Origin of the sequence: Metabacillus sp. YM-086, from assembly GCF_048059995.1 — a bacterium.
GTDB lineage: Bacteria > Bacillota > Bacilli > Bacillales > Bacillaceae > Metabacillus > Metabacillus litoralis_B.
On sequence record NZ_JBLUOI010000020.1, the window covers coordinates 48,905 to 70,650 of the forward strand.

The following is a 21,746-nucleotide window of genomic DNA, read 5'->3' on the forward strand; positions in this document are numbered from 1 at the left end:
GATTCCTCTTCTTTCGGGACACAGCTTTATCCCACGACCTGATTTTTGTCCCGATTCTCTCTATTGCGAGACACAAACTTGATCCGGGGACTGATTTTTGTCCCGATTCCTCTTCTTTCGGGACACATCTTTATCCCACGACCTGATCTTTGTCCCGATTCTCTCTGGTTCGAGACACAAACTTGTTCCAGGGACTGATTTTCGTCCCGATTCCTCTTCTTTCGGGACACAGCTTTATCCCACGACCTGATTTTTGTCCCGATTCTCTCTATTGCGAGACACAAAACTATTCCGGGGACTGATTTTTGTCCCGATTCTCTCTGGTTCGAGACACAATCTTGATCCGAGGACTAGCTTTACAAACAAAGCCCCCTTTTTAAAACAAAAAGGGGGCTTTTCACCTTACATTATTTATTCTCTAACACCTTAATAAATTCTCTCATATAGTCCGGTAGATCAGGTGGACGACGACTTGACACTAGGTGACCGTCGACGACAACAGCTTCATCAAGCCACTTAGCACCGGCATTTTCCATATCATCACGGATTCCAGGTGTGCTAGTCACTGTTTTTCCGTTCAAAATTTTCGCAGAGATTAATACCCAGCCAGCATGACAGATTTGACCAATTGGTTTTTGATTTTCTTCCATATGCTGAACAATCTCGATTACTTCCTTAAAGCGTCGTAGCTTATCAGGAGCCCAGCCGCCCGGAACTAGTAATGCGTCATAATCGCTTGGATTAATATCTTGAAATTGAAAATCAGAAGTAGCCGGAACACCGTATTTTCCTTTATAAGTAAAGTTCGCATCTTCACCTGCTAAATGAACAGTGGCTCCTTCTTCACGTAATCGATGAATTGGGTACCAAAGCTCCAAGTCTTCAAAATCTTCATGAACAAAGCTTAGTATTTTTTTGCCTGAAAGTCTCATATCCTTTCCCCCTTCTTATTCATAGTTTCACGATACCTTAACAATCCAAATAAAACAAATGATTAAACTAGACATCCATTTCGATTAACAGGCTTGCTGTATGTTGATCTGTAATTAACACATTAGCATATTTCCCTTTTAGTGCTCCGTATATAGCTTCCAGTTTTTTGGATCCACCCGCAACCAATATTGATTTCTCTTTTTTGGCTAATTCGTGGAGTTCTATACCGATTGTTCGATTGTTTAGACTTTCTACACAAATCTCACCATTTTTATCAAAAAATCTAGAACAAATTTCTCCAGCTGCTCTTGATTGAATTAAATGTTGGTCTTCCTTTGATAGATATTCAGCTTGTAAAAGAACAGAGTCTACAACAGGTGTCCCAACACTAAATATGGCGATATTTGCCTGTTTACCAAGGTCGAGAATTTTATGAATATGTCGATCAGCTTCAATTGCTTGCTTTACTACAATATGATCTACAATTGCTGGTAAAGGTAACAAAAATGTTTGGGTATTATATGCTTCACCAAACAAATGAATGATTTCTGACGCATATGTCTTTGTCTCTGAATGGCTAACCCCGCCATTCAGCTGAACAATTGTTGTATGGCTTAAGGGTCTTTGCTTCAGTCTTGTTGCAACTTCATAAATTGTCGTACCCCATGATGTTGCAATCACATCATAATCTTTTACAATTTTGTTTAGATAGTCAGCTGCAACCTCACCTAGCTGTTTTTTTATATTCGTATTGTCATGTTCAGACATAGAGACAACAATCACTTCTTTTAGGCCGAACTTGTCTCTTAATCGTTCCGTCAATTGTTCACCAGCCTCTACAGGATTATGGATGGTAATCTCAACAATTCCGGAATCCTTCGCTTGTTTTAGCAATCTGGAAACAGTTGGTCTGGAAACGTCTAATTTTTTTGCAATCTCTTGCTGACTATAATCTAATTGATAGTAAAGTCTAGCAGCTTCAATGATTTTATTAAGCTTATCTCTTTCCATTTTCTGCACCTAATTAATTAGACTTTTTTTCTTGCGACAATGACATACAAGAGGCTGACATCCATTTCCGTCAGTCAGCCTCTTCATGTTCTATCTTATTCTTGGATTAACTTTTTCACACGCGCTACTACGTTTTCAACTGTAAAGCCGTATTCAGCTAGAATACGTTTTTCAGGAGCTGAAGCACCAAATGTATTGATTGCTAAAATATCTCCTTCGTCTCCAGTGTAACGATCCCAACCAAGTGGTGAAGCCATTTCAATTGCAAGACGTTTCTTCACTTCTTTTGGAAGAACAGAACGCTTGTATTCCTGAGATTGTGCCTCGAAGCGATCCCAAGCTGGCATACTCACAACAGCTGCTTCAATACCTTCTTGAGCTAATACTTGTTGTGCTTCTATTGCTAAACCAACCTCTGAACCTGATGCTAGTAAAAGAACGTCTGCTGTTTCTTTATTAGCTGGTGAAATCACATATGCTCCTTTTTTCACACCTTCATAAGCTGTTTCGTTCGTACCTTTGATTGTTTTTAAGTTTTGACGAGTTAGCACAAGCGCAGTTGGAGTAGATGTTGACTCAATTGCAGTTTTCCAAGCTGCTGCTGTTTCATTTCCATCAGCTGGACGTACAACAGAAAGATTAGGCATTGCACGTAATGATGGAAGCTGCTCGATTGGCTCATGTGTAGGGCCATCTTCACCAACAGCAATACTGTCATGTGTAAACACATATGTTACTGGTAAGTTCATAAGAGCTGCAAGACGAATAGCTGGACGTAGGTAATCTGAGAATACGAAGAATGTTCCTCCGAATACATGTAAACCACCGTGTAATGCCATACCGTTTAATGCTGCACCCATTGCAAACTCACGAACACCGAACCAAATGTTACGGCCACTGTAATCTTCACTTGTGAAATCACCGCTACCGCTAATTGTTGTTTTGTTTGAACCTGCTAAGTCTGCTGAACCACCAAAGAATGATGGAAGACCTTGTGCAATTCCGTTTAACACTTCACCAGAAGAAGCACGAGATGCTAGGCTTGAGCCTTCTTCATAAACTGGAATGTGTTGATCCCAACCTTCTGGAAGCTCACCACTCACTGCATGTTTAAATTGTTTTCCTAACTCAGGAAATTCTTTTTCATATGCAGCTACTAGAGAATTCCACTCTTCTTCTTTCGCTTTTCCAGCTTCATGAACAGTTTTGTTGAAGTGGTCATAAACTTCACCTGGAACATGGAAGTCTTCTTCAAATGTCCAGTCGTAAGCTGCTTTCGTTAATTTAATTTCATCGGCACCTAGTGGAGAACCGTGAGAAGCTGATTTACCTGATTTGTTTGGTGAACCAAATCCGATTGTTGTTTTTACTTCAATTAATGTTGGACGATCTAAGTCTTGTTTCGCTTGTTCAATTGCTGCTGAAATTTCGTTCAAGTCATTTCCGTTTTCAACGCGAATAACTTGCCAGCCTTGTGCTGTGAAACGTTGTTCAACATTTTCAGAGAATGAGCGATCAAGGTCACCATCTAATGAAATATCGTTTGAATCATATAATACAACTAGACGACCTAGTTTTAAGTGAGCTGCTAATGATGCTGCTTCAGAAGAAATACCTTCCATTAAGTCTCCATCACCACAGATTGCGTAAGTATAGTGATCCACTACATTATATGAAGGCTTGTTGTAAGTTTCAGCTAAATGACGCTCAGCCATTGCCATACCTACTGCCATTGCAATACCTTGTCCTAGAGGACCTGTTGTTGCATCTACACCTGGTGTGTGACCAAACTCAGGGTGTCCTGGAGTTTTGCTTCCCCATTGTCTAAATTCTTTTAAATCGTCCATTGTTACATCATAACCTGTTAAGTGAAGAAGGCTGTAAAGTAACATAGAGCCATGACCTGCTGAAAGAACAAAACGATCTCTGTTAAACCAGCTTGGGTTTGATGGATTTACATTCATAAATTTTGTCCATAATGTGTAAGCCATAGGAGCTGCACCCATTGGCATTCCTGGATGTCCTGAATTAGCCTTTTCAATCGCGTCGATTGACAAAGTACGGATTGTTTCAATTGATAACTTTTCTGTTTGTGTTAATTCACTCATTTTATTCCCTCCGATTGTTTCAATTCACTTATAATGACTTTATTATCTTGGATAAGTAATTGACCTGATTTGTGATTTGACCTAACCCATTCTACAACTGATCTCTTTAATTGATTAGCAAGAAGTCGATCAACGGCAGTAGGATAAGGCCCACCACATTGTGACTCATCGATCACAACAGCCTTCCAATCAAGATCAAACTCTTCAAAATGCTTTCCTAATTCCTCTGGGTCTACAGAGTTATCCATTACAAAAAAGGTGTATCCTTCTTTATTCGCTTCCTTGTTCCTAATATGCTGTTTTAATCGATTAATCACATCGTCGTTCACTTGATCCACAACCTCTGCATCTACTGCTAATGCTGTGTCGTTTAATAACCGTGAAGACTCAAATCCAGGTATTTGCACATTAAAAACGCGAACCTTACCATACGATAATGAACTAGCTGTATCCCTAACACTTTCAATGCTTTCAACAATTGAATTTAAAGCAGTATCATAACCTAATGTTGCTTGTGAACCATTTATATTATTGTAATAGCTAATTGGTACTACTAATAATTTAGATGTAAAATGGTCCAGATTAGCTTTTGTGTCCCCTAATAAAATAACCTGATCAAGCTCAGATAATTCACTCGCAATCTTATCTAGCTGTTCGTTCCATATATTAATAGAAAATCGATTCAATCTATACCGATTAAAGCCAAATGTATGAAGTGAATTTCTGTCAAGTTCAGTTTGTTGTATTTTTTTTGCTGAAGCATTCCATTCAATGCCGTAAACCTTATCCCCTTGACTAGATGCTTCTTCTACTAGGGTACGAACGATCTCTGTTGCACCTGCTGAAGCACAACCAAAATGAACTACACCTATCTTCATTATCGTTACCCCTTCTCAAGAAATTTCGTTCAACTCATAATGAACATTTGTAACAATGACTAGTATACACGAAATAGTTGTAAAGATAAATATATAAAACACTAAATTATTAGAAATTTTACTTTTTCTATATTGTAAACGCTTTACAACGCATTGAATTCTTATCACTTTAAAAACAACAAAAAACCGACCTCTCTATTTAATCTACGGTCGGTTTCTTTTCATTTATTGGAAGTGTTATGATAAAAGATGTTTTATTCTTATATGACTCACAATATATCGTTCCATTGTGCTTTTCAATCAGAGATTTACACACATATAATCCAATTCCTGTGCCTAGACTCTTAGTCGTATAAAAGGGCTCAAAGATTGCTTCTTTTGTTTCTTCCGGAATTTCTGGTCCATTATTTGTAATGTTAAACAAGATAGAACCCTGCCTTGTTTCACTTTTAATACATAGTTTACGATCTATTGAGTTATTATGTTTTAAAGCATCTATAGAATTTAAGATAATATTCACTAATACTTGTTTGATTTCATCTTTTACTGCAACGATTGTACAAGTAGGATCTATTGTCATTGATAACTTAACATCACCATCGACGATGCTAGGATAAAGAAACGCTGTGATTTCATCGAAAAGCTTCTTAACCACTATTTCTTCTTTCTGCTTATCAGCTACTTCCAACTTAGAAGCATGTAAGAATTGAGTGATTCTAAATTTTAATTGATCAAGCTCATGCTCTATAGTGTCCATATACTTTAAAGCGGGATTTTCATTTTTCAACAACTTTACAAAGCCCATAACTGATGTAAGGGGATTACGGAATTCATGTACAAAACTAGAGGACATTTGCCCAAGCAGGGATAACCTGTCTTTATGAGATTGATTAACAAACACCATTTTCTCTTTTATCTCAATATCTTTTAGTTCAGTATATCTAGTAACAGCATGATAACAATAACGATCAAAGTGATCATTTATTTGGTTAATAATTGGTTGTAAATCGTTAATTGAAATTCCAGATTTAATAATATACTTTATTACCGTGCTTCTCCCAACATTTACATTGTAAACAAACTCACCAATATTACTCTTACTAAGGACCCGTTCCTTCGCCACTCTATAGGCTAGCTCTTTTATCTCTTCATCTTCGATAGAGCTTTTCAATGATTTCTTCACCAATAAGTACATTTGATGTCCGTTCCCACTCACTCTATCTTTAAAAATATCATCTTCGCGTAAAATGATGCTTTCTTTCCATAATGATAAAAAGTCCTCTTCTGTTTCCTCAAGAAACTTAATTAATTTCTCTACAACAGAAAGAGTCGATCCAGACATAGAGTTCAATATTTATCACCGCTTTCAATGAGTCAAAGGCCTATATAAAAAATTAGACAAAAAACGATAAAAACCCTTTCTATTTTTCATTTTTTTTTAGGATGATTGATTATTTTTGATTTTAATTTAATCACACCATAATCCAAAGGGAATTTTGTCTTATCCTTTCAATAGGTCATTTGAATGAGATTAAATGATGATTATCAAATGACGCTAAAAAAGAGCATTGAATATTGAATATTCAATGCTCTACGCTTTACAAATTACTTACCCTCTAATAATCCATACTTTCTCCTGAACCTCTGGAGAATTTTCATCCAGCCTGTTGCAAAGAGTAGCAAGAAAAATACATTTGAGATAGCATGAGCTAAATCAAAATATAAACTTGCTCCATAATACGCCAAAATCTCCACTAGTTTTATTTCATCACCGAGACTAACAAAATACCATAGGTTCATCACCCATCCGAATAATATCCCTGTTATAAATCCAAAGATTGCTCTTCCAATTGGTGACACTTGTATCCATGTCCCGCGTAAAAATCCAGCACATAACCCTATCATTCCCCAGGCATACATTTGCCAAGGAGTCCATGGTCCTTGACCCAAAAATAGGTTCGAAACCAAAGCAGCAAGTGCACCAACGACAAACCCACTTTCTGCTCCGAAAACGAACCCTGTAACAATGATCACAAACGTTGTCGGCTGCACACTTGGAATTGAAGCAAACGGGACACGGCTAACCGCAGCAATCGCTGCAAGAATGGCTAAAATAACAAGCTCCCTTCCCATAACCTTTCTTCGTTCAAAACGAATCATAAAAGGAAGGAATGTACCTAGCATAAATAGTACACTAACAAGAAGAAATTGCTGCTCCGCAATGTTTCCGCAGAGTAGGATGAAGGTGATGATTAAGACAGAAATTAGTAGTATTATTTTTGGACGTCCCAAGACAATCGAGCCTCCTCAACCGTTAAGGCATCAGGAATATGACTGCCTCTTGTCATTCGATTTACGACCGTTGTATAAAATGCATTTCCTTGAAAAAAACGCTTAGAAGGGGCTTCTGTTGTAATAGACCCTTGAAACATCATGGCACATCTTGTTGAATAACTTGCCGCAAATTCAATATCATGTGTAACCATTACGATCGTTAAACCTTGTTTTTGTAGTTTTTTTAGCAGCTCTCCGAATTGCTGTTTAGAATCTGGATCAAGCCCTTTCGTTGGTTCATCCACAAGAAGTAAGGAGGGCTGTGGCAACAGCACCCCAGCTAGGGCCGCCTTTTGCATTTCCCCTCCACTAACGTCATATGGATGCCGCATTAAAAGATGCTCTAGGTTAAAAAGATCGAGCAACTCTTTCATCCTTTTTTCTCCAGCATTTACATGATGATATAAAATAATCTCTTTTAGCTCATCTTCAATCGTATCTTGTAGAAAAAATAACTTAGGGTTTTGTGGGAGAAAGCCTATTTCATTAGGAAGTTGTTTTTTCACTTTTTTACCTTTGTAATAAATTGAACCTCTCTGTGTTCTAGCTAAGCCTGCCATCACCTTTAAGAGCGTAGATTTTCCAGTACCATTAGCTCCGACTATTGTTAGCCATTCCCCTTCATATACGCTTAGGGATAAGTCATTTAATATTTTGTTCGTGTCCTTCGAATATTGGAAGTCAAGGTGCTTTACCTGTAAAAGTACATTTTGGTAGGGTATATTCTCTGTGGTTTCATTTGTAACTTTAACTTGCAAATTATTTAACCACTTCTTCCCTTCCTTAACAGACAAGGGGATCAAACCAGAATGTTTTTCAGAGCTTTGATCTAAAAATAATCTTGCAGGGCTTGGTAAGTAATTGTACATCGCATGATTCTTATCTAGTCCAAGCCTTTGAATAACACTACGCGGATGATCAAAGTAAAGCATTTCACCTTTATCCAACACCATTGCTCGGTCGGCAATCGCAAATAGCTCTTCTAACCGATGCTCTGCAATAATAACTGTGATGCCAAATTCTTCATTCATCGTTTGAAGCATTCCGATAAACTCTCTTGCTGCAACAGGATCTAATTGAGACGTTGGCTCATCAAGTAATAATACCTTAGGCTCCATTAACAGAACAGCCGCTAAGTTAACAAGCTGCTTTTGTCCTCCAGAAAGCTCATATGTTTTTTTATCAAGTAAACCTTCTATACCGAAGAAATGGACAATCTCTGCTACTCGCTTTCTCATCTCTTCTGTCGATACTCCCATATTTTCTAGCCCAAAAATAAGTTCTTCTAAAACCTTGTCCATCACGATTTGATTTTCTGGATCTTGAAAGACCATGCCGATCCTTTTTGCAGCTTCTTCTGCTTCAATAGTTGAAAGGGAGTTATTCTCTATGAAGAAATCACCTTTTTTTTCTCCGTGTGGAGCAATTTCTCTCTTAATAAGCCGGAGTAAAGTAGATTTTCCACTTCCAGATGGACCACAAAGAACGATAAATTCCCCCTGTTCAACTGAAAATGAAACGTCCTTTAATACAGGTTTTTTTTCATCAGGGTAAGTAAAGCTTATATTTTTTGCTTCCAAAAATGCCATCGAACTGTATCCCTCCCCTCAATAAATAGTGGGATGGCAAGATATAGAGTGAAAACGCCAAGATAAAACCATTCTCTTCCTTGGATAACTGGTGATTCTAAAATAGGATAAATGCTTAACACCCCATCTCCCAGCCACCAGCCTGCTACTGCTACACTTCCTATCAATAGTAACGTAAACAGTACAAGCCAATCTTGTATTTTCATTTTAAAAGGCGTATATTTGCTTCTTTTTTTTAGACCGTACCCACGTGCGGCCATAGAATCTGCGGTTTGAATGGCTTCCTCTAAAGACCATGTTAATAAAATTTGTATAAGTAAAATACCGTTCTTTGCACGAGTTCGAATTTTCCCCTCTGAAACATACAAACCCTTCCCTTTTTGTACCGATTCTATTTCTCTTAATCTACGTTTTAACAATGGCACAAATCTCATAGAAAGCATCGTTAGTAAAGCCCATTGAGGAAGTATCCTAGAGAAAAGAAATAAAAACTTCTCAGCTGTGATCACAAGGTTATACGAAGCAAATAAAACCAATAGCGTAAAGATTGATAATGCTAAAATCACTCCCTGTATAATTGCCTCTAACATGACAGGATTATGATATAAATAAAATAAAATATGAGTTCCTCTTCGATTGATTAAAGGATTAATAATTAGAAAGAAAATAGATAGAAAAAACATCATAACAAGCCAGCTTCTTAATGTTTTCCCCTTATCAAGCTGTAAATGAAAAAAAATGAACAAAAGAGCTGCAACAAATAAAAACACCGGATGCTTATAAAGCATGACCAGTGCTGCTGCGCCCACATAATAAAAAAAACTAACGAAAGGATGAAAGCTATGAATTCCTCTATTCATGATCAATTAATCCTCATTATAATTTGTTGTATAAATCCACTGAACAGTATCACCATTAGTGACTGCAATAACACCTGCGCTTCGGTTTAACGTTGAACCATTTCTTTTTACAGTCCAGCCACTAAATTGACCTCTGTCAAATTCAAATAAATTATCAATACCCTCCACATACGCAGATGAACCGCTTCCTGTTACACTAACAGGTATACCTTTTTGTTTTAAGATCGTTAATGTCACATCCAAAACTGTGTTTCCTTCACTCATCACAACCTTTGTAGCAGGAAGAATGGTTCCTTTTTCACTATCACCTACAATTGAAATGGTAACCGTAGGCTTTGGTTCTTCCTTTTTCGGTGGTGGAGTGGTTGATTGTTCTTTTGTAGCAGTCGTTGTATCTTGTCTCGTTGATTCATTTGTAGCTTTTTTTGTTGTTGTTTCAGTCTTTTGAGTAGTGCTTTGTACTTTTTCTGTTTCTTTCTTTTCAGAAGTGTTTGTTGTACTAGTCGTTGTATTAGAAGACTTGCTTTGTGATGATGTAGAAGATGGTTCTTTTGTTTCTTCTTTTTTATCTTCTTTAACAACAGCCGTTGTTTCTTCTGTAGTTTTCTCTTCCGTTTGCACTTCTTGTTTATCTTCCGATTCGACTTCTTTTGTGGAATCAGCTAGTTGTTCAGCTTCTTGATCACTCTTATCGTTTGACTGCGTTTCCTCACTTGCTTCTTCATTTAATACCGGTGATACTTCGTCTTTTTCACATGCTGCAGTAAAGAATAAAATTGTTGAGAACACGATCAGCAGAAAGGTTTTCATTTTTGACAAAGCGTTACACCTCCAATTGTTTTTCTAATACGATCATCCATAAATGGGAAACGCCCCTCCAAATGGAGAGGGCATTTCATTTCGTTATTGTTGTTGTTTTTTTCTAACATACAAACTAGTTATTCCTATAATAAGTAAAGCAAGACCAATTAATGCCATGTTATAGCTTTGGGTAGCAGTATTTGGTAGAGGATAACCTTTTGTTTTTTCTGGTTGATCATTTTTAGTCGTACTAATATTTTCAGATGTATCTTTATCAACATCGTCCTTCACTACAACAGGAGTTTCATTGTTGTCAGCAGGAGTCTCTGTGTTTTTCTTTTCAAGATTTAGGCTATATAAAGATCCTTTTCCATTTAAAAATAATTGATACGCAACAATTCCTCTATAGCCTTGATCTGTTGTAAATGAGTCACTAGTGTCTCCACCTTGCCAATCAAAGCCACCATCATTATTTTGGTAGGAAAGCAAAAAGTCGATTAAACTAACACCGTCTTTTGAGAACAGACTACTATGTGAATCAATTGATAATGCCGATAGCGCAATAACTACTTGTGCAGCTGTTGAGCTGTTATCAATTTTTGAATTTTTGTATTGAGCTGATAGATATTTTACAGCTTCATCTACGGCACTCTTCACATCCGCGTTTGATTCAACATATGGAGCAAGTGCAGTTAATACCATAGCCGTTGTATCACTGTCACTCGTTGCTTCACCACTCCATGTCCAGCCACCATCATCGTTTTGGTTCTTCAGCAATTCATTGACCAATGCTTCTCGCGTCCATTTAGCTGAAGATGGAACTTCAAAGTTAGCACTATCTAATGCAATAAGGGCATAAGCTACCCCATTTAATCCCTGCTTTGTTACATTTCCATTATAGATAGCTTGAACAAGATTATACCCTTCGATATTTGTTGGATCTTCACCTGCTGCTAAAGCACCCAATGTTAGTCGCTCATAATCTGTAATTTTTGAAAAACTTCCTTGACGTTCGGTTAATTGTTTTTTCAAGTTTGCTAGATAGCTAGCCGGCAATGTTTTTCCTGCCTTTTTCAAAGCCACTGCCTGCCAGTCTCCAACCTCTTGTTTTAAAACATATTGACTCGCTGCATTTATTGCATTATTAAGGGCAGCTTGATCAAATTTCTCAACTGGCTGTTGTTCCTCTTCAGGTTGCTGCTCTTCCTCTGTAGGTTCTTCTGCCGGTGTTTCCCAAGATTCATATTTTAATGTTACTTTATCAGCTTTTTGAAGCTTGTAACTGTCAACTCCAACTGATGCCATCTCATCATTGACATAAAATGCCCAATAATAAGTACCTTCAGCAGCTAATCCTCCGATACTTGTAATCATCACGCCATATTCAGATGTTTCATATTCGATTTTTTCTTGTCCGTAACCAATCTTTAATAAATCAAATGCAGTTGGTTGATCAATGAACGAAATTGATGAAGGCTCAGGTAAAATCACATGATCTTTATTACCAACTATTTGCAGTGACACGCTATTTTCAGAAGGCTTTGTCCAATCAGTATAACGAAAGCTTATCTCGTCACCCTCTTGTACAACATAACTGTCTGCGCCAACTTGTGCTTGAACACCATTAACATAAAATGCCCAATAATATGGGTCGGTTGCTTTTAATCCGTTAATACCTGTGATAAAAACTCCATATTCCCCTTCAGTATACTCAATCTGGCTCTCGCCAACAGCTTGAACAAGTACATCAAATGCAGTTGTATCCTCTGCAAATGTATAGTTTGTTTCATCTAGTAATAGTTCATTGTTATTCCCAACAACTGATATTGTTTCCCCTTCTGCAGCAAATACAGTTGTCTGAAAGGTGCTAACGAATAAGGTAGAAACGAAAAGGACAGATAATATAATATGCTTTACTTTGTTGAACAACGTGTTCTCTCCTATCTATAAAAATTTATTGAGGCAAAAAAAAAGCCTCTATGTAAGAGGATTGCAGTCGTTAAGAAAAAAATGTCCAATTATTGACCTTTCTTTTCTTAACACCCTCCTATCCGCGTAGTACGAGGTGAAAAAATAGGCAGGTCTCCTGACTTATGATCAACATCCTCACAGCCTTCCCATCTTATAGACAGTGGCAAATTTGTAAAGACTCTCATTTACAGTGGCGGGACCGCGCCGGACTTTCACCAGACTTCCCTTTTCATGATAGGATAATACTATCAACCTATTTTTATCATATTCATTTTAACTGTTTTAATCATAGTCTAGTATGAAAATGGTGTCAATATATGTAGGAGTCTGCATATATATGGTAGAAACTACAAAAAATCATTTTTTCCTTTCATTCATATAATATAGCGTTATTTATTCCCTGGTTGACTCAAAAAGAAAAAGCCATGATCTTTGAATCATGATCATGACTTTTTCGCTTATTTTGTTTCTCTATGCACTGTATATTTCTTTAATCGTGGGCAATATTTTTTAAGTTCAATTCGATCGGGGTTATTACGCTTATTTTTTGTTGTAATATAATTCCGATCACCAGTTTCTGTACATGCTAATGTAATTTTTACTCTCATTAAGATTTCCTCCTTGGAAAAATAAAATTAATTTTCTGCAGTAAAAGCTGGAAGAGGATCGTTAAAAGAAGACCAATCCTGTTTCATTTCATCGTTTGTTAATAAGCATTCATCTAGAGCTTTTTCAATCAATTCACGGTTCATGCCGATCCCAATCATAACAAGCTCTGTTAATCGATCACCGTATGTGTGATCCCACTTTGCTAATAACTCAGGTTCTTCTTTTAAAAATTGATCCTGCTCTGCCTTTGAATAAGAAGCAATCCAATTTCCTGCTCCCTGAATGATAATAGAGGGACCAGCCTGTGAGAGAAGTCCTGTTATATCATTACGTGAAGCAAGCCAGAAAAACCCCTTAGCCCTAACGACGTCTACAGGCCAATTTTCAAGCCAAGTCATAAACCTTTCAGGATGAAACGGTATTTTCCTCTTATATACAAAAGAGGTGATTCCGTATTCCTCTGTTTCAGGTATATGTTCGTGCATAAGCTCTTGTATCCACCCTGCGGATTGGCTAGCTTGTTCGAAATCAAAAAGGTTCGTATCTAAAATTCTTGTGATTGCTACCTTTGAAAAAATAGATTCAATGATTGTGGCATCAGGATTCAATTTATGGAGAACCGCTTTTAATTCATCTATATCTTCTCGCTCTACTAAATCTAATTTGTTTAATACAAGAATGTTAGCAAATTCTATTTGATCAATTAACAAATCTACTACCTCCCTTGTATCTGTTGGATCTATTGCTTCGTTACGGTCAAGCAGACTCTCCCCAGAGGAATAGTCAAGCCAAAACCGATAAGCATCTACAACAGTTACCATTGCATCTAGTTCACATATTTCAGTTAAGTTTATCCCTAATTCTTCATCTATATATGTGAATGTCTGGGCTACAGGAATAGGCTCAGAAATACCGGATGATTCAATAACCAGATAATCTAAATGCCCTTGTTTCACTAATTTTTTCACCTCTATAATGAGGTCTTCTCTCAGTGTACAGCATATACAGCCATTCTGAAGCTCAACAAGATTCTCCTCCGTTCGGGAAAATCCACCTTGTTTAATAAGTAAGGCATCAATATTCACTTCACTCATATCATTAACTATAACGGCTATTCTCCTATTATCTTTGTTACTTAAGAGGTGATTTAATAATGTCGTTTTTCCAGCACCTAAATAGCCACTTAAGACCGTTACTGGTATCTTTCTATTTTCCATGTCATCCTCCTACACAAAACAAAATGATTACGATTTAGAATTTATAATTTTATGTAACTTATCAGATAAAAACACAAAAAAACAAATCGTAACAGTTACGTTTTACATATTATACTATCTTCCGTCGATATGCAATAAGTTTAATAAAAAAGTTTTAAAAAGAGAATTTCGGGAATAACATAAATAAGAAAGGCTGACACCTAAATGCCAGATGCCAGCCTTTCTGTTTCTATTATAAATTCACACGCATAACGCGACCATTAAATTTTTGTGCCCAGTAACCACTTGACATATTAGCGATTGCAACACCAGTCGAGCTTTGAGAACCAATGAATTTACCGCCACCTACATAAATACCAACATGTCCATCTTTTTTATATGTATCAAAGAATACCATATCTCCAGGTTGCATGCTGCTTGTTGGAACTCTTGTACCAGTATTTTTAAGAATTTCCGTACTTGCTCCAACTCTTACTCCCACAGTTGAGAATGCCCAGCTTACGAATCCAGAGCAATCAAATCGACCATTAGCGATATCATAAGAATTTCTTCCGCCACCAAATACATAAACAGAATTTCCAATATATTTATAACCAGCACTAATTAAATCATTAACAGTACCGTTAGGATTTACAGGTGTGTCTTCAAATGTAACTGTATTATTTGAAGTACCTTTTGCCGTTGTAACAGAATTAGATGAGTTTGTGGTTGTAGCAGCTGCCTTTGCAGCCTCTTCTGCAGCTGCTAATGCTGCTGCTTTTTGTTTTAAGCTGTTAATTGCAGCTTCTTTTGCTGTTTTTTCATCTTGAAGTTCTTTTCTTAATTGATCATTTTGTTGCTTTTGTGCCAGGATATCAGCCTGCATGCCTTCTAAATCTGCTCTTAAGTTTTCAAGGTCTGAAAGCACTTCCACTTTTGCAACCTTCTTTTCATTTAACTCTTTTTCATCAGCTTCTTGCTGTGAGATCATCGAACGATCTGCTTCTACAATTTTCCCTACCGCAAGTGCACGGTTTAGAAAATCACCGAAACTAGTAGATCCTAGTAAAACATCGATATATTCAACATTCCCACCACTGTGTTGGTAAGAAATTGCACGTTGCTTTAAAATTTCTGTACGTTCTTTAATAGCTTCTTCTAGTTTAGCGATCTCAGAATCCATAGCGTTTATTTCGTCTTGAGAAGTTTGAATCTGCTCTTCTGTTTGCTTAATCTTAGCTTCGTTATCTTTTATTGCTGCATCAACGCGTTCACTTTGTTTCTTTAAATTTTCTAACTCTGCTTGTACTTCTTGTACATCCTGAGTATGATCTTTAATTTCTTTTTGAACTTCTGTACTTGTTTCAGCGTTAACCGAAGGAATTGCAAATGAACTGCCTAATCCAATCATGACAGCTAAATTCATGATAACTAGTTTCTTTTTCGACATTCTCTTCCCCTACTTTCGTTTCTCGTACATGAATCATTCTATGTATCTATTTTTATACAATACTATTTTACTTATTTAGCCACAATTAGAAGTATATCATCAAAAAATGACAAAACTATGTTGTTAATATTACATTTATATTTCAAAAGTAACAAAATGTAGCTTTTTTTCGCCTCAAAAAAGCACATTTACAACTGTAACATAGTTCATATCCTAATTCTAGTATTTATCTATTAATAGAATTAATAGGGCTAAAAATGTATAAAAAAAGAGATAAATTGATTGTAGTAGGTTAAAAGGAGGGAGAAAAGAAGTTTATCAATGAGGAATCTTACCTAAACTCAATTTAAGTTAGTTCTTCTCCTCTCCCAGATTGTGACAATTTTTTTACTACTTTATCCACTATCATGAAGAGGACACATGATTATTCTTCTTGTGTCCTCTTCATCACTTCAAATTTCTCTTCGGCCTTGTATTCACCATTCACTATAATATGTAGTATATGTTCTCCACCATAATGTTTTCTTGTTGATAAATCCCTAAAAGAATGTGTTTTTGTATAAGTTTTTTCCTCTCCTGGTGAGATGGAAGTTTCGGATATTTTAAATGATTTTATCGAATGCTTTCCATTTGCTTTTACAAAATCGATCGCATATTCAAGTCTAAGCTTTCTTGGTTCTTTATCCATTGATATAACATGAAACGAAAATGTAATAGCTTCTCCTATTACCACTTTTTTTGTAACAGATAAATTTGAGACATGAATATGCTCATTTTTCCCCAGATCAAATAATTCAAGTGCCTCTGGAACACCTTTCTTTAATAATGTACGTAATCCCGTTTTAACAATCCAATTCGTTCGATCATTTGTACCGAGCCATCTTTTTGCTAAATGAAGGACAAGCTCAGGATGATCTTTTGAAATATCATTTATATTATTGGCGACACTTTTTCTTACATATAGAGAAGGATCTTCCTTTAGATTTTCTAGTATTGGAAAGATGGGTGAAGGGTCTTTTTTCAAGTTTGTTAAGACAATCCCCCACGGAAGCCTTGGACGAGAACCCTCGCTTGCGAGCCTTCTGACATGCTCATTTTCATGTGAACTCCATTCTAAAAATTGCTCCATCATTTTAGGTTGATTTTCCATCACAAAAGGCCTTACTGCAAATTCGGAAGTTGAAAACACAGTGAAATACTCAAGTGCTTCCATCGATTTCTCCCAACTATGTAATCCATTAACCTCTACGTAATCCGGAAAAATGATACCACCAAGACTTCCTTGAAAAGAAGGAGCCACTTTTTTTAATAGTGCCACAGCTTCACCAAATTCTTGAGGTAAACTTTGAGATAAACTCAAAGTAATACGACGGACACGTTGTTTTAATGCCAGTTCATCCCAACCTTTTGCATAAACGGATGATAAAAATTCTACTTGATTAAAAAGTGGATCATATTCTTGTAATTCCTTACTCAGCTTCTTCATAAATTGTTCATTAAATAAAGCTCGAAGTTCTTCTGCCATGGATAACTCCTTCACCCTTTTGTTTGTTCGTATAAAAAATTATATCATGGAGATTTATTAGAGTTAAAATAAGTAAAAATGGAAGTCCACAAACAAAATAAAAAACAGGTAATCTTTCACCACCTGTCCTTACTCCATTCCATATTTAATTCGGTAAATCTTAGCCATTGCTTGAACCCGATCCGTAACGTTTAGTTTCTTAAATATATTTGTTATATGGTTTTTCACAGTATGAACACTTATATTTAAATAGCTGCCCACTTCCTGGTTGTTTAAACCTTCTAGTATTAAAAAAAGAATTTCTTTCTCTCTTGAAGTTAATTTTAATTCTAGAATGACGCTTTTTATATCAACAAGATCATTAATTTGTTGTTCATCAGCAAGTTCCATTTCCCCTACCTGTTTTAAATTAGATAGGTGATTCACTCCCATTCTTGCTTCTAAATCAGGACTTACCTGCTGAATGGCCATTTTCATTTCATCATCAAGAAAAGATAGAGCTAAATTTTTATCTATTCTTTTAACAATTGTCTGGTAAATAAATGTTATCATTTTCACTTCTATACTTGTATTCACTTGTTTTGTAGAAACATCCATACACTTTTCTAACAAATGAAGTACTTTTGAATTCTTTAATTTACTTTTCAAGAACTCCAAGCGATATGTCATAACCTTACAAGCATTCATAAGTTGTTCCACAGATGTTTCAGGTATTGATAGTGATTGTGAAAGTTGTCTTACCATTTTCATCGCTTCTAATGTATTCAAGTAATTTTGTTTATTTAATTCCTCTAAACTAGAGTGAAGTAAATTGATTGTTTCTAAATGGTTATTATCTAGTAGTTCTTCATCGTTATTTTGCTCTATTTTGATGCACCTAGACAATAACCGAGCAATGATGTGTAGACTCATTGACACTTCTTCATACTTTTTTCTATCCTTAATTTCTACTGTTAATATACCAATACAATTCTTCTCAACATAGATTGGTTGATGAAAGACCATACTCTGTTCATTTATCCGCTTCAGCTGTTGAAGGTTGCTTCCTTCACTAATAAGCTCATGGCAAACCTTTTTATGCTCTTCAAGTAGTGGGTCATTCAAAGCACCTCTACTAATTGTTTCCCCATTTTCTACTGTAAAACTCGAAAAGTTATGATTGTTTATGTTCTGACAAAAATCAAGAACCTTGTACATGATATTTTTAACATCATCTGTATGAAGCGCAACCTCTAACAGGTCTAATAAACCATAAAAAGCAAGCTGTAGTTGTTTTTCCTGCTGCAGGGCTTCGTCACTTGCTTTCCGTTCTGAGTAGAGACAAACAATAAACTGAAGAATATCAAGCAGCTCTTGACTAATCATTCGGTCTTCTGTCGTTCCGCCAAACATAAGACCTTCCACAATACCGTTTTTCTTTATAGGAAAAATAAATAATTGATTTGGATATAAGTGAAATTGTTGAAAAAAATCACTACGATTTGTAAGGCCCATATCGGACAAAAACATTTTTTCCCCCATAACAACAGCTTTCCCCAACAAGCCTTCCCCGATATAAAATGTATTTCCTTTTAATTTTTCAATACTCTGACCTTGTACAGCTTTGATCATAAATTTGGCATGATCTATTTTTTCTGATAGTCCAATAAAATCTATTCTATTTAATTGGAGAATTTGTGTAAAAAGATGAGATAAAAAGTGGTCATTCTCACTCAAATTCCCTTTTGACTGTCTTAAATGTGTTAAAATATCAATTACTTTTCTTTGAACTTGGGCTTGTTTTTCATTCTCCTCAAAACTTTTTATCACGAAGGAGATTGAATCTATTTTATTGACTAACTCTGTCTTTTCTTCTTGATTTATCGAAGTTATAGAAAGATCTACTAAGTTACTTCCCTTATTTCCTTCCAAAAATGGTCCTGCCACAAGTATATAGTTTGCTTTGGTAGAAGAAATAACTGGGGATAAGATAAACTTTAAATTTAATGTTTCTTCACTCCAAGAAAAAATAGTTGATTTCGAAATCAACTGTCCTGTGTTAATTATTTCTTTTTGAAAGGAATCAACATCGCTAACTTTATAAAATGGTGTTTCATCTACTCTGTTCACTGACATCAAAATTTGCCCGTCCTGGTCAATAACGGATATCGGAAATCCACTGGATGTGGAGAATATTTGCAATAAATTTTTGAACATATTCATTTTACCAACCCCCAACAAAACACAACTCTCTACTATATATTTCGGTAAAAAACATCCTTTTCTTGATGGTAATTCTAACCACTTTATTTATATTGGCTATATTAATGATTGAAAATAATTTTCCGCCTCTTCTAGTGTTTTGTATAACCCCATAAAAGTATGAAATCTTACAATAGTAAAAATCTCATCCAATGGGGGATTTACACCTGATATAACTAACTCTTTTCCTTCTTTTTTTGCCTTTATCGCTGCATCCGCAATAACACCTAATGAAGTGCTATTTAAATATTTTACGTTTTCTAAGTCCAAGATAACATGCTGACGTGATTTTAATAAATGTGCTTGGATATCCTCTTTAAATGATTCATTATTCTTAATTGTAATTTCGGTATCCTTAACTTTTAAGATATCCACGAGTTCTTTATGAATTAACTCCACAATGACCATCCTTTCTTTATTAGTTGCTATTTCTACCAATATTTACAACAATGCATGTCTTATTTTATCGTACATTTTAAACAATGGAGCCTGTTCATCTGATAATCCAGCTTCATCAATCACTTTTGGCATACCATAGACAACACATGTTTCTTTTGATTCAGTAAGGACTAGTCCTCCTAGTTGTTTCACCTTCCGACAACCGCGCAACCCATCATCACCCATTCCAGTCAAAATGACAGCGAGCAATCGTTCTTTGTATAGATGAGCAGCTGATAATAATGTAACATCTACAGAAGGCTTATATAATGTTTCCATACCTGCTGAAATCTTTAATTTTATTTGATATAAGTTTCTTTCATTTTTATAAATTGTTGTCTGTAGCCCCGCAGGAGCAATGTATACTTTACCAGGCTTAAGTATTTCATTATGCTCTGCCTCTTTTACCTTAAGATGACATAATGAATCAAAACGATCTGCCAAAGGCTTCGTAAAGCCTGGTGGCATATGTTGAACGACCACAATAGGAAGGTGAAAATCAGACGGAAATTTCGTTAGTATCGTTTGTAATGCTGACGGTCCTCCTGTGGAAGTACCAATAAAAAGAAGGTCTTTGCTCATTTCGATCATTTCTTCTATGTGCACTTTATTGTCTGGAACAACTTCTTCCTTTTGTATCAGGACTGGTAACTTCGCTGAAACTGCTACAAGTAATCTTTGATAAAAATCGTCAAGAAATTCAGAAGATGTATGATTAACTAGTACCTCTTTTATAACAAAATCTACAGCTCCTAATTCAAAGGCTTCAAGTGTAGAATCTGTCCCATTGCTTAGCATTACAACTGGTACTGGATTTTCATTCATTAATCTTCGTAGCGTTTGAAGTCCATCCAATTCCGGCATTTCAATATCGAGTGTTACAATAGAAGGCTTTAGCTGCTTTACCTTTTCGATTGCATCCAACCCGTTTCTTGCTCTTCCAATGACAAAAAAATCAGGGCTTGCCTCTATTAAAGTGGAAATCGTTTTCCTCATAAAAGCAGAATCATCCACAACTAACACTCCATATTTCCCATCCATTTTGTTACCCCTTTCGATAGTAGAAGGTCCCATCTGTACTGATTGTCTCAAAACCTATCCCCATTGTAGATATGTTTTCTGCATGACCTAGAAAGAGGAATCCACCTTTTTTAAGTGAGTGATAAAATGAGGTTGCCACCTTTTTAACCGTTTCAGCATCAAAATAAATTAAAACGTTCCGGCAAAATATAACGTCATACGAACCTTCATTTCTCATATTTTCTTCATCAAGTAGATTTAAGTACTTAAAAGTGATCATATCTTTTATGTCCTTTTTCACACTATAATGATTTTCAGTTTCTGCAAAATAGGTGTCAAGCCATCTTTGCGGAATCCGTCTAAAGGATAGTGATTTTTTATGGTACATTCCGTTAGTGGCTGTTTGTAGAACCTTTTTATTTATATCTGTTGCTGTGATCGTGACCCTATCCTCTACTGAAATACCGAGCTCTTTTAACATCATTGCAAGAGAATACGGTTCTTCCCCTGTGGAGCAGGCAGCACTCCAAATTTTTATTGGTTGTTCAAGTACTCTTTCTTTTTTCAGTATTGGTATTACTTTATTTTGGAAAACATGGAGCTGTTTATCTTCACGATAAAAATAAGTTTCATTAATCGTTAACAGTTCTACAAGAATATCCCACTCTTTAGGGGTTTCCTCTAAAAGACGCATATAACTCCATAAAGTTACATTTAATTCTTCCAGCCGTTTTGAAATTTTTGCCTCTAAAGAAGAAATATTATTCAAGTAATTTAATCCA

18 protein-coding genes and 1 riboswitch are annotated in these 21,746 nt (G+C 36.0%); all 18 genes read right to left on the minus strand.

What is annotated here, in order from left to right; all coding sequences use genetic code 11:
* Window positions 1–407: 407 nt before the first annotated feature.
* Window positions 408–932 carry a type 1 glutamine amidotransferase domain-containing protein gene (locus ACEWK1_RS11015; RefSeq protein WP_251397726.1) on the minus strand — a complete coding sequence of 175 codons (525 nt, stop codon included), beginning with the start codon at window positions 930–932 and terminating at the stop codon, window positions 408–410.
* Window positions 933–999: 67 nt separating this feature from the next.
* Complete coding sequence (locus ACEWK1_RS11020) at window positions 1,000–1,944, minus strand: sugar-binding transcriptional regulator (RefSeq protein WP_121663379.1); 945 nt, start codon at window positions 1,942–1,944, stop codon at window positions 1,000–1,002.
* 95 nt (window positions 1,945–2,039) lie between these two features.
* Window positions 2,040–4,052, minus strand: a complete 2,013-nt coding sequence (gene tkt, locus ACEWK1_RS11025) for a transketolase (protein WP_212137575.1) — start codon at window positions 4,050–4,052, stop codon at window positions 2,040–2,042.
* Window positions 4,049–4,930 carry a 6-phosphofructokinase gene (locus ACEWK1_RS11030; RefSeq protein ID WP_121663381.1) on the minus strand — a complete coding sequence of 294 codons (882 nt, stop codon included), beginning with the start codon at window positions 4,928–4,930 and terminating at the stop codon, window positions 4,049–4,051. Before ACEWK1_RS11030 ends, tkt begins: the two co-directional genes overlap by 4 nt.
* A gap of 199 nt (window positions 4,931–5,129) precedes the next feature.
* Window positions 5,130–6,272 carry a histidine kinase N-terminal domain-containing protein gene (locus tag ACEWK1_RS11035; protein ID WP_121665091.1) on the minus strand — a complete coding sequence of 381 codons (1,143 nt, stop codon included), beginning with the start codon at window positions 6,270–6,272 and terminating at the stop codon, window positions 5,130–5,132.
* 263 nt (window positions 6,273–6,535) lie between these two features.
* Entirely contained in the window at window positions 6,536–7,222 is a 687-nt protein-coding gene (locus ACEWK1_RS11040) for an ECF transporter S component (protein WP_416636241.1), read from the minus strand.
* Window positions 7,204–8,853, minus strand: coding sequence for an ABC transporter ATP-binding protein (locus tag ACEWK1_RS11045; protein WP_416636242.1), 1,650 nt, complete (start codon window positions 8,851–8,853; stop codon window positions 7,204–7,206). Before ACEWK1_RS11045 ends, ACEWK1_RS11040 begins: the two co-directional genes overlap by 19 nt.
* Window positions 8,826–9,713, minus strand: a complete 888-nt coding sequence (locus ACEWK1_RS11050; RefSeq protein ID WP_251397733.1) for an energy-coupling factor transporter transmembrane component T — start codon at window positions 9,711–9,713, stop codon at window positions 8,826–8,828. Before ACEWK1_RS11050 ends, ACEWK1_RS11045 begins: the two co-directional genes overlap by 28 nt.
* Before the next feature lie 6 nt (window positions 9,714–9,719).
* Entirely contained in the window at window positions 9,720–10,523 is an 804-nt protein-coding gene (locus ACEWK1_RS11055; RefSeq protein ID WP_232273890.1) for a DUF4430 domain-containing protein, read from the minus strand.
* Between the two features lie 93 nt (window positions 10,524–10,616).
* Window positions 10,617–12,443: a DUF4430 domain-containing protein gene (locus ACEWK1_RS11060; protein ID WP_416636243.1), complete on the minus strand. Its 1,827-nt coding sequence runs from the start codon at window positions 12,441–12,443 to the stop codon at window positions 10,617–10,619.
* A gap of 129 nt (window positions 12,444–12,572) precedes the next feature.
* Window positions 12,573–12,757: riboswitch (cobalamin riboswitch) on the minus strand.
* A gap of 186 nt (window positions 12,758–12,943) precedes the next feature.
* Entirely contained in the window at window positions 12,944–13,093 is a 150-nt protein-coding gene (rpmG, locus tag ACEWK1_RS11065; protein ID WP_098799083.1) for a 50S ribosomal protein L33, read from the minus strand.
* Window positions 13,094–13,120: 27 nt separating this feature from the next.
* A complete protein-coding gene (locus ACEWK1_RS11070) occupies window positions 13,121–14,311 on the minus strand; it encodes a GTP-binding protein (RefSeq protein WP_251402899.1) in 1,191 nt (396 codons plus the stop codon).
* Between the two features lie 232 nt (window positions 14,312–14,543).
* A complete protein-coding gene (locus ACEWK1_RS11075) occupies window positions 14,544–15,740 on the minus strand; it encodes a coiled-coil domain-containing protein (protein ID WP_121663386.1) in 1,197 nt (398 codons plus the stop codon).
* A gap of 424 nt (window positions 15,741–16,164) precedes the next feature.
* Window positions 16,165–17,265, minus strand: coding sequence for a DNA alkylation repair protein (locus tag ACEWK1_RS11080; RefSeq protein WP_251402902.1), 1,101 nt, complete (start codon window positions 17,263–17,265; stop codon window positions 16,165–16,167).
* A gap of 129 nt (window positions 17,266–17,394) precedes the next feature.
* On the minus strand, window positions 17,395–19,467 hold the full coding sequence (locus tag ACEWK1_RS11085; protein WP_416636244.1) for a response regulator transcription factor: 2,073 nt from the start codon (window positions 19,465–19,467) through the stop codon (window positions 17,395–17,397).
* A gap of 96 nt (window positions 19,468–19,563) precedes the next feature.
* A complete protein-coding gene (locus ACEWK1_RS11090; protein WP_162987455.1) occupies window positions 19,564–19,905 on the minus strand; it encodes an STAS domain-containing protein in 342 nt (113 codons plus the stop codon).
* 42 nt (window positions 19,906–19,947) lie between these two features.
* Window positions 19,948–20,985 carry a protein-glutamate methylesterase/protein-glutamine glutaminase gene (locus ACEWK1_RS11095; protein ID WP_416636245.1) on the minus strand — a complete coding sequence of 346 codons (1,038 nt, stop codon included), beginning with the start codon at window positions 20,983–20,985 and terminating at the stop codon, window positions 19,948–19,950.
* A 4-nt stretch (window positions 20,986–20,989) separates the two neighbouring features.
* Window positions 20,990–21,746: CheR family methyltransferase (locus ACEWK1_RS11100; protein ID WP_416636246.1), on the minus strand; the 757-nt coding region annotated here is incomplete at its 5' end.